The sequence below is a fragment of the Corallococcus sp. AB049A genome (assembly GCF_003668885.1).
In the GTDB taxonomy this organism is placed as follows: domain Bacteria; phylum Myxococcota; class Myxococcia; order Myxococcales; family Myxococcaceae; genus Corallococcus; species Corallococcus interemptor.
Genome location: NZ_RAWL01000337.1, coordinates 1 through 9,587, shown reverse-complemented (window position 1 = coordinate 9,587; position 9,587 = coordinate 1). Strand labels below are relative to the sequence as shown.

Here is a 9,587-nt window from a genome sequence, read left to right as displayed (position 1 = left end):
GCGTGGTGGTGGCGCGCGGGCGGGTGGTGGCGGACGGGACGGCGGACGCGCTGCGCGCCTCCACCGGCAAGGACAGCCTGGAGGAGGCCTTCGTGAGCGTGATTGGCAGCGAGCAGGGGTTGCGCGAATGAAGGGCCTCGTCGGGACGGTGCTGCGCAAGGAAGTGCTCGACCACCTGCGGGACAAGCGCACGTTGGGCTCCGCGGTGATGTGGCCGCTCTTGGGCCCGCTGGTGTTCCTGGTGATGTTCAACGTGATGGCGTCCTGGTACCGGCAGGACCGTCCGCTGGAGATGCCGGTGGTGGGCCGTGAGCACGCGCCCAGCCTGATGGCCTTCCTGGAGCGTTATGGGGCCAGGCTGTCGGAGGCCCCGACGGACTACGAGTCCCTGGTGCAGGCCGGGAAGCTGGACCTGGTGCTGGTGGTGCCGGACGACTACGCGAAGGACTTCGCGGACGGGCACACCGCGGCGGTGCGGCTGGTGGTGGACAGCTCGCGCAACAAGGCCCGCCAGTCCGTGCAGCGCGCGCAGCGGATGCTGGCGGTGTATTCGCAGCAGACCGGCAGCCAGCGCCTGTTCGCGCGCGGCGTGTCCCCGGAGCTGGCGGTGCCCGTGCGCGTGGACGAACTGGACCTGTCCACGCCCGAGCGCACCGCGGCCACGGTGCTCACCACCATCCCGCTGTTCCTGGTGATGGCGGCGTTCGCGGGCGGCATGCAGCTGGCCAGCGACACCATGGCGGGTGAGCGCGAGCGCGGCTCGCTGGAGCCCCTGCTGCTCAACCCCGCTCCTCGCGGCGCGGTGGTGGCGGGCAAGTGGCTGGCCACCTGCGCCATGGCGGGCACGGGCGTGCTGTTGTGTCTGGTGGGTTACTTCCTGGTGGTGAAGCGCGTGCCGCTGGAGGACCTGGGCGTGCGCGCCCGCTTCGACGCGCCGGCCGCGCTGGGCATGCTGGCCGCGGTGATGCCGCTGGTCCTGGCCGCGTCCGCTGTCCAGATGTGGGTGTCCACGTATGCACGTTCGTTCAAGGAGGCGCAGACCTACCTGTCGCTCCTGATGGTGCTGCCCACGCTGCCCGGGATGATGCTGGCGCTGTCCCCCATCCAGACGCAGACGTGGATGTTCGCGGTGCCGGTGCTGGGGCAGGAGCTGCTCGCGGGCGAGGTGATGCGCGGCGAGTCGCTGGGGCTGGTGCCCTTCCTGCTCGCGTTCGCGTCGTGCGTGGTGGTGGCGCTTCTGGCCCTGCGTTTCACCACGCGTCTGTTGACCGAGGAGCGCATCATCTTCGGCAGGAGCTAGCGGGCAGGCACGCGCGGCCCCGAGTGTTTTCAGGGCACAACTTGGGCCGCTTGTTCGCGTGACAGCGCTGGCGAAGTGCCATCCAATGTTTCGCGATGACGCTCGAGCGTGAACGAGAAGCCCTGCTGCCTTTCGCCCCGAACTCGGTGGCCTCCACGGCGGGGGAACCGCGGTTCGGCACGTACCAGGGAGAGCTGCCGGAGGTGGACCTGCCCCGGCTGTTGGGGAAGTGGGCGCCGGGGCGCGCGACGCGGCTGTTGAAGCGCAAGCGCTGGCACTACACCTTCGTCGCCACGCAGGAGGTGGCGGCCCTCTTCGCGGTGGTGGACCTGGGCTACACGGCCAACGCCTTCGCTGTCGCGGTGGACCTCCAGGAGAAGAAGCCCCTGTGCGACGTGAGCTTCCTGGGCGTGCCCGGGCCGCTCGCGGAGGTGAGTGACAAGCCGGGCGCGGGGCTGGTCGCGGCCTTCCGCACGCTGGGCGGACGCATGTCCGTGAAGCGCGGCGAGTCCGACGAGCGCTACCAGGTCGAGGTGGACGTCAGCCGCATGCGCACGCAGTCGCTCCAGTCGTTCCAGTGGAACGGCGACCTCTTGGTCGCGGGCGGCCCTCCGGCCCTCACCGTCATCGCGCCGGTGCAGGGCGACGGGCTGGTCAACGTCACCCAGAAGCGCAGCGGCCTGTTGGCCTTCGGCAGCCTGGAGGCGGGCGGCCGGCGCTTCCGTTTGGACGGCGGCGTGGGCGGCATGGACTACACGCAGGGCTACCTGGCGCGGCACACCGCCTGGCGCTGGGCCTTCGCGGCCGGACGGCTTCCGGACGGCACGCCCGTGGGGCTCAACCTGGTGGAGGGCTTCAACGAGGGCGCCACCGAGGCCAACGAGAACGCGGTCTGGCTGGGAGACCGGCTCTATCCGGTAGGCCGCGCGCACTTCGAATACGACGCGAAGGAGCTGCTGGACCCGTGGCGCCTGACGACGGCGGACGGCGCGGTGGACCTGCGCTTCAAGCCCATCTACGTGCACCGGGAGGAGCGCAACCTGCGCCTGGTGGTGAGCCACTTCGCCCAGCCCGTGGGCTTCTTCGAGGGCACCCTGCGCGTGGGCGGCCAGGAGCTGAAGCTGTCCAACGTCCCCGGCGTCACCGAGGACCAGGACATGCTCTGGTAGCGGCCGGGCGTGCGGGAGGGGCGAAGCCCGGGTGATGGTTCATGGATGCGACGGGGCACGGTGTAGGCTTTCGCGCTCCTGTCTCACCTGAGGAGGACTCCACCCCATGTCCTGCCCGCATTGTGGTCAGCCGCTCCCTGAAGGCCTGTCGTCGCGGACGTGTCCCCACTGCGGCGGGGACGTGAACGCGCCTGGTTCGCCGGTGATGGACGACGTCGCGGACAAGGCGCAGCGGGCGGCGGACTCCGCGGGCCGCGCGGTGCAGGACGTGCTGGACGACCCGAGGCTGCGCGAGCGGCTGCCCGGGGGCTCGCTGCCGCTGCTCGGCTCCGGGCTGGTGGTGGCGGCGGTGGTGGTGCCGGTGCTGCCCTTCATTGGTGGCGGGCTGGGGCTGCCGTGGGCGGCGTTGATGCTGGTGGGCGCCGGCATGCTGGGCGCGCGCGAGTGGCTGGCCGCGGGCCGGAAGCTGCCGGACGCGCTGGTGCCGGCGGTGAAGTGGGCCGCGCATCCGGCGTTCCTGCCCATGTTCACCGCGCTCACGGTGACGCAGGCGTTCCTGTCGCTGGGCTTGGGCGTGGCGCCGCTGTTGTGGGTGCTGGCGGCGGTGGTGCTGGGCTTCGTGCAGTGGAAGGCGTTCCAGGCGTCGCCGCTGGCGGAGCCGTCGCTGACGCGGCGGCCGGCGGACGTGCGGCTGAAGCGGTGGGTGTTCGCGGGCGTGGCGGCGTGCGCGGTGGGGCTGCTGTTGCCGTGGAGCTCGGCGTGGACGGGTTCGCTGGTGCCCACGGCGCACCTGCAGCGCGAGCGCAACATCACCATCGACGACAACTTCGCCTGGGACATCCAGGACCACGACACGTGGAAGTTCAACACGCTGGTGTTCCCGTCGTCGGCGCAGGGCGCGGGGACGGGGCGCGGCCGGCTGGGCTCGACGGGCGTGGTGCTGGGGCTGCTGGCGCTGGGCGTGCTGGGGTCGGTGCGGCGCGCGCGGGAGGCGCTGCCCCCGGTGGTGCCGGCGGTGCTCGCGGGGCTCATCACCGTCTGGGCGCTGACGGGCCTGTCGTCGCGGCCGGGGCCGTGGCTGTTCCTGTTGGGCATCCTCGCGGTGGACGTGGCCGTCGCGCGCGAGTGGCTGGGGCCCCGGAGCGCGACGCCTCCGGGGCAGCCGCCCGCGTCAGCGTGACGCGCTCGCGCGGCCCTGGACGATGCCGCGGAAGGAGCGGCTTCGCAGCTCCTCCAGCGTCAGGCCGGTGGCGCGGGCTTCCTCCTCCGTGAGGGCGCCGCAGGCCAGGCCGCGCAGGAAGAAGTTGAGCAGGCCCTGGCCGGTGGCGGCGTCGTCGAACACGTCGCCCAGCAGGGTGGCCTGGGCGGCCTTGTCCACGAAGGCCTTGAGGCGCTGGGACGCCTGCTCCAGGCCCTCCAGGAAGAAGGCGTAGACGGCGGCGTAGCGCACGGGGAGCTGGGCGGGGTGCAGGTCCCAGCCCTGGTAGTAGCCGCGCTCCAGCGAGTGGCGCGTGTGCCGGTACGCCACCTGCCACGCGCGGTGCACGGCGTCGGTGTTCTCACGCCGCTCGGTGGGCAGGAGCGCGGTGTCGCCCTGCTTGCGGTGGGGGCCCACGGGCATGACGTTGGTGGCGCCGTCGGACAGGCGCACGCCGCTGCCCGCGAGGAGCACCTGCACGGTGTCGCGCAGGTAGTCACAGGCGGGGTGCCGCATGTGCTGCATGTGCGCGCTGATGTCCAGGGCGGCGGTGTAGTCGTAGACGCCCAGGTGCACGTGCGAGCAGCGGCCCTCGCCGGCCTCCACGAGCGAGCGCAGGTGCGGCCGGCCGCGCGCGTCGAAGAGGGCCTGGGGCGTCTCCACCATCAGCTCCAGCGCGAGCGCGCCGGGAGGCAGCTGGTGGGCGGACTCCAGCTCCGACAGGAGCTTGGCCAGGGCGGTCACCTGCTCGGGCACGGTGACCTTGGGCAGGGTGACGACGAAGGACGGAGGCAGTCTGCCACCGGATTGCTCCAGCAACGCGGTGACGAAGAGGTCCAGCGTGCGCGAGGCCCGCGCGTAGAGCTCCTCCGTGAAGGACTTCACGCGGATGCCGATGAATGGCGGCAGCGAGCCCTGCTCCAGGCCGCGGGCCACTTCGGTCGCGGCGGCGACGGCGTGGGCGTCTTCCTCGGAGTCGGGGCGGTGGCCGTAGCCGTCCTCGAAGTCGATGCGGAAGTCCTCCACGGGTTCGCGCTGGAGCTTGTCCACGACGCGGTCATGGACGCGCTGGGCGAAGCCGCCGCGCTGGGGCAGGCCCAGGCCATGGGCCAGCTGGGAGCCGTCGGCGGCGTAATCGCGCAGCGCCGCGAGCGCCAGGTCCCCCATCTTCCGGGCCGTGTTCGCGCGGAAGAGGTGGGCGCCGCCGTACACGGTGTGCACGGGCTGGCGCCGGGAGGACTCACCCGGATAGGCGTGGGTGAATGCCACGTTGGCGCGGCGCAGGGCCTCACGGGAGGCGGCGGAGGCTTCGGGCGTGAGCGTGGTCTTCATGGGGTTCCAGGGCCACCATCAGGAGGGGGACTCGGCTCCACTGGCGGCGCGGGCATCATGGCCCGAGTGCCGCCGTCTGGGGCATGGGAGAAACGAGGAGGGGGGCCTCCCGGCTGGGGGCCTGGAGGTGGGAGCGTGCCGGGTGGCGCATCCTCGCCCGCGTCGTCCTTGGGGGACGTCTGGTCAGGAGAGTTCTCCGGCTCGCCATCAATCAGGCGCCGTAGAAGCCGGCCATCGTCGCTGAATGCATAGCGCGCTCCGGAGTGCAGGGCGGGGACCTGGCGGCCACAGGCAGCGGGATCCTCTTCAATCCGGATGAAGACGACGCCTGGCTCACGGACGATCCGATAGCGATGGGACTCAGGCCGGTCCCAGCAGGGCGTTGAGGATGCAGTGGGGGGAAGGAAATCTTCGACGGATAGGGAGAGCGCGCGCAGGACGGCGCCGTCCAATACATATGTGCTTCCAGCGCTTCCCAGGGGCTCGCTGGTGCCAGCGAAGAAGGAAGGAAAGACAAGCGACGGCTCGGCTTCCACCAGCACGGGGCGATGGGCCTTCATGCAGCCACCGAGCATCAGGCCGGACACGATGAAGAGCGTGCTCATGCGCATGAGGAGGGAGCCCCTACTGCCGTTGGATGCGGTAGTTCGTGTCATCGAGCCAGGTGAGCGTGGCGATCTGCTTTCGTTGCCATCGCCCCTTCTCCTGTGCGGTCCACCGGATGATCTGCCCGGTGCCGGGAACGTACTGGAAGAAGCCATCGCAGGTGGGCTGCGTGGGGTCGTGGCCCTTGGAAAAGAACGCGATGATGGACAAAGGGACGGAACCCGCCCGGGTGTTCACGCTCAGGCCATGGACGTCCGCCATGGCGACGGCGAACCGGATGTCGAAATCGGAGAGCTCGTTCTCGAAGGGATGGTTGTGGAGGATGAAGACGTAACCCAGGCTCTCCGGTGGGTGACGAGGATCCTCCACGACGGCCGGCAGCGCGCAGCTCCTCTTGCGTGGATCGTCCTGAACCGCGCTGGTCGCGAGCATGCTCAATTCAAATTGCTGATCCGGCGTGTAGTAGACCCAGGCGCAGTATTCCTTCGAGAGCCTCCAGCGCAGCGGAAATTCCTGGTCGCCCGGACGGCCCGCGGTGGCCTGGGGTTGTTTCAGGATCAACGGGCAGGCCGCAATCAGCGCATCGGAGTAGGTCGGATAGGGGCCGTAGCCAGGAGGGGGACCGGCGATGCGCTCCAGGCGCTCACCGGGAGGCGGTTGAACGACGCCCACCGGAGGCCTGGAGGCCGCGCATCCAAGCCCCCAGGCCATGCAGAACAGAAGTGATCTCCACATCACCCCTCCCAGCGCGTACTCACCTCACGGCTGGCGCTTGATCCACGCGGACACCTCCGGGGCCACGCGCTCGCGCAGGGCCACGTCCTGGGTCAGCCGCTCCAGCGTCTGCGCCGTGGCCTGCTGGGCCTCCGGGATGGGGTTCGCCTGGAGCAGCGCCTTCATCTGCTCCAGCTGCTCGCGCGTGCGCAACAGGCCCAGGCCCTCCACCACCCGGCGCAGCAGCATGGGCGCCGCTCCCGTGCGCGAGACCAGGTCCTTCCAGCGCTTCTGCAGCTGCGCCCACCACGCGTCGCGGCCGGTGCGGTTGCCCAACAGGCCCGTCGCGAAGCTGGCCACGTCCTGCGTCTTCACCGTCTCCGTGAACAACAGCCCCTGGGCGCGCTCCGCCAGCGTCGCGTCCTCGAAGGACGTCAGCGCCATCAGGTAGCGCCGCTGCGTCGCCGGGTCCGGCTCCTTCGGCATCCGCTGCAGCAGGTCCTCGAAGAGCGCCGTGTCGCCCGCGCGCGCCACCATGCCCACCGCCGTGTCCAGGAGGTTCGCGTCCAGCGCGGCCTTGTCTCCCTGGAGCATCCGCTGCACCAGCGGACGTGCCTGCGCCAGCACCTCCGGACTGCGCGCCAGCCCGCCCACCGCGCGCACCAGCGCCGCGCGGCGCAGCTTCACCCGGTCCGGCTCACCCGGCGCCGCCTGCCAGCCCAGCTTCTTCAGGCCGCCGCCCAACAGCCCCTCCACCCAGCGGCGGAAGCGCTGCTGGTCCTCGCCCTCCGTCAGCCGGTTGTCGATGTAGCCGAGCCGCCCGATGAGCTCGTCCAGCACCGCCTCGTCCTCCTCGTCCCCGAAGCGCGCCGCCAGGTCCAACAGGTCCGCCACCGGCGCCTGCCCCGCGCGCACCAGCGCCCACGTGTCCGCGAGCAGCGAGATGCGCTCTGACGGCACCAGCGTCCCCAGGTTCGCCACCAGCGCGTCCAGCGCCGGCTTCTCGTACGCCACCCGGTAGAAGCCCGTGGAGCCGCCGTTGGCGCACAGCCACTTCACGTCCCCCGCGCCGCCCTCCAGCGTCACCGTCGTCTTCGCGTCGCGGAAGAGCACCCGCTGCTCGCGCACGCCGCCCGCGTCCTCGAAGCGCAGCACCATGGGCACCGGCCACGTCTCCGCGCTCGTCACCCCCGGCTCCGAGTAGAGGCGCCGCTGCGACAGCGTCACCTTCCGCCCCTCCACCTTCACCGACACCAGCGGGAAGCCGCTCTGGCCAATCCACTTGGTGGCCAGCTCGTTCACCGGCTGCTTCGCCGCTTCACCCAGCGCGTTCCACAGGTCCTCCTTCACCGCGTTCGCGCGCGCGTGCTTGCGCATGTACAGCCGGATGCCTTCGCGGAAGGGGCCCTCTCCCAGGAACCCTTCAATCATCCGCAGCACCGCGCCGCCCTTCTCATACGTAATCGCGTCGAAGCTCTCACCCGCCTCGCCCGCGTTGCGCACCTCGCCGTGGATGGGGTGCGTGGACTTGAGCGCGTCCAGCGCCAGGGCGCTCGCCCGGTGCGCGTCGAAGTCCAGCCACATGCGCCAGTCCGGCCGCCACTGGTCGACAATCTTGAAGGCCATCCACGTCGCGAACGCCTCGTTGAGCCAGAGGTCGTCCCACCACACCATCGTCACCCAGTTGCCGAACCACTGGTGCGCAAGCTCATGCGTCACCACCTCCGCCACGCGCTTCTGCACGGACAGGGGGGCGGTGGCCGGGTCCAACAGCAGCGCGACCTCCCGGTAGGTGATGAGGCCGGCGTTCTCCATGGCGCCCGCCTCGAAGTCCGGGATGCCCACCTGGTCCACCTTGCCAAAGGCATACGGCAGCCCGAAGTAGTCCTGCAGCCGGGGCAGGACCTGGAGCGCCGCGTCCTGACCGAACTTCGCCAGGTGCGCCTTCTCCGGCAGCGCCCACGTGCGCACCGGGATGCCCTCCGCCTTCTCCTCGGGCGTGCCCACCAGCGGGCCCACCACCAGCGCGATGAGGTACGAGCTGAGCAGCTCCGTCTCCTCGAACGTCACCTTGCGCAGCGCCCCGTCCTTCTCGTCCTTCACCACGCGGCCGTTGCCCAGCACCGTGTGGCCTTCCGGCACGCGCACCGTGAGCGCCCAGCGCGCCTTGAAGGCCGGCTCGTCGAAGCAGGGGAACAGCCGCCGCGCGTCCGCGGCCTCGAACTGCGTGGCGGCCACCTTGCCCGCCGCGTACAGGCCGCGCAGGCCGTCGCTGAAGCGCCCCGTCCACGGCACCTCCAGCGTGGCGCTGCCCGCGGGCAGGGGCGCGTCGAACGTGAGCACCACCGTCTCGCTCACCGTCGACACGCGCTTGGACGTGGGCTTGCGCACGTCGTTGCCGGCGCGGAAGGTGACCTCGCCCAGCTCCAGCGCGTTGGCGTGGAGGATGATCTCCGTCGTGGGCTGGGACAGCTCCAGCTCCACGCGCTCTTCACCCGCGAAGCTGCGCCCCTCCAGGTCCAGGGTCACTGTCGCCTGGTAGCGGCGCGGGCGGAGGGTGGTGGGCAGACGGAAGTTCTTGTCGTCGGTGGGATGCGCCATAGGGGCGGCAATCTAGCGCCGGCCGCGCCTTGTGCTCGTGCTCCATTTCCCAGTGTCCTGCGCTTCACGGCCCTCCACCCCTGTCGCCGGGGGCACCCGCTGCCCGAAGAGGCTCGACTCGCGCTGGAAGAAGCCCTCCGTGTGGAAGGAGGAGGGCAGCTCCAGCCAGAGGAAGTCCAGGTGACACAGCTCATGCAGGAAGGTGCGCAGGTACGTGCGGAAGGCCACGACCCGGCCGCGCTTCGCGGTGCGCATCCACACCTGGATGCGGGGCCGCTGTCCCGGCGCCCACGTGCCCGTGGGGTCCTGTCGCGCCGTACATCCACCTCCACCGGGCGACACCTTCGTTGGCCGGAGGGCAGGAGGTGGGCCCCCTGGATGGCATTGGACGGCGGGAGTCGCGCAGACTGCCGGGCATGGGCGCACGTCTGTCGCAGGTACTCCTCGTGGCGGTGGCCACGGTGGCGGGGCTGTTCCTTCCGCTGATGCAGGCGGAGGACGGGGCCCGTCTGCTGGAGGCGGTGCTGTCGTCCGCGGCCGTCTGGCGGCTGTCCATGGTGGAGCAGGGCGTGGTGCACCGGCTCGCGGAGCTGGGGGGCTACGCCGTCGTGGGGGCGATGCTCGGCAACGTGCAGGCCTTCGCGCTGCGCCGGGCGGGGCTCCAGGT

The 9,587-nt window shown here is 71.0% G+C and carries 8 protein-coding genes and 1 pseudogene; 5 read left to right on the top strand and 4 right to left on the bottom strand.

The window, feature by feature from the left end:
• The 4 genes and pseudogenes from D7X55_RS45670 to D7X55_RS28935 form a co-directional block, all read left to right on the top strand.
• Window positions 1–131: pseudogene (locus D7X55_RS45670) on the top strand (ABC transporter); the annotation flags it as partial.
• Window positions 128–1,300 carry an ABC transporter permease gene (locus D7X55_RS28945; RefSeq protein ID WP_121724744.1) on the top strand — a complete coding sequence of 391 codons (1,173 nt, stop codon included), beginning with the start codon at window positions 128–130 and terminating at the stop codon, window positions 1,298–1,300. The pseudogene D7X55_RS45670 and the gene D7X55_RS28945, both read left to right, overlap by 4 nt.
• A gap of 95 nt (window positions 1,301–1,395) precedes the next feature.
• Window positions 1,396–2,469, top strand: coding sequence for a DUF2804 domain-containing protein (locus D7X55_RS28940; RefSeq protein WP_121724743.1), 1,074 nt, complete (start codon window positions 1,396–1,398; stop codon window positions 2,467–2,469).
• A gap of 106 nt (window positions 2,470–2,575) precedes the next feature.
• Window positions 2,576–3,649 (top strand): zinc ribbon domain-containing protein, encoded by a 1,074-nt coding sequence (locus D7X55_RS28935; RefSeq protein WP_147468197.1) that lies wholly within the window; start codon window positions 2,576–2,578, stop codon window positions 3,647–3,649.
• On the opposite strand, the gene D7X55_RS28930 is transcribed toward D7X55_RS28935, so the two are convergent.
• The 4 genes from D7X55_RS28930 to D7X55_RS28915 all read right to left on the bottom strand — a co-directional run bounded on the left by D7X55_RS28930 (window position 3,641) and on the right by D7X55_RS28915 (window position 9,175).
• A complete protein-coding gene (locus D7X55_RS28930; protein ID WP_121724741.1) occupies window positions 3,641–4,999 on the bottom strand; it encodes a DUF6986 family protein in 1,359 nt (452 codons plus the stop codon). The genes D7X55_RS28935 and D7X55_RS28930 overlap by 9 nt on opposite strands.
• A 624-nt stretch (window positions 5,000–5,623) precedes the next feature.
• Window positions 5,624–6,277, bottom strand: a complete 654-nt coding sequence (locus tag D7X55_RS28925; RefSeq protein ID WP_233610132.1) for a hypothetical protein — start codon at window positions 6,275–6,277, stop codon at window positions 5,624–5,626.
• A gap of 87 nt (window positions 6,278–6,364) precedes the next feature.
• Window positions 6,365–8,920, bottom strand: coding sequence for a M1 family metallopeptidase (locus D7X55_RS28920; RefSeq protein ID WP_120547620.1), 2,556 nt, complete (start codon window positions 8,918–8,920; stop codon window positions 6,365–6,367).
• 12 nt (window positions 8,921–8,932) lie between these two features.
• A complete protein-coding gene (locus tag D7X55_RS28915) occupies window positions 8,933–9,175 on the bottom strand; it encodes a hypothetical protein (protein ID WP_233610131.1) in 243 nt (80 codons plus the stop codon).
• A 110-nt stretch (window positions 9,176–9,285) separates the two neighbouring features.
• Between D7X55_RS28915 and D7X55_RS28910 the strand changes: the two genes are divergently transcribed.
• Window positions 9,286–9,587, top strand: a 302-nt coding sequence (locus D7X55_RS28910) for a hypothetical protein (protein WP_147470246.1), incomplete at its 3' end; no start/stop codon positions are given.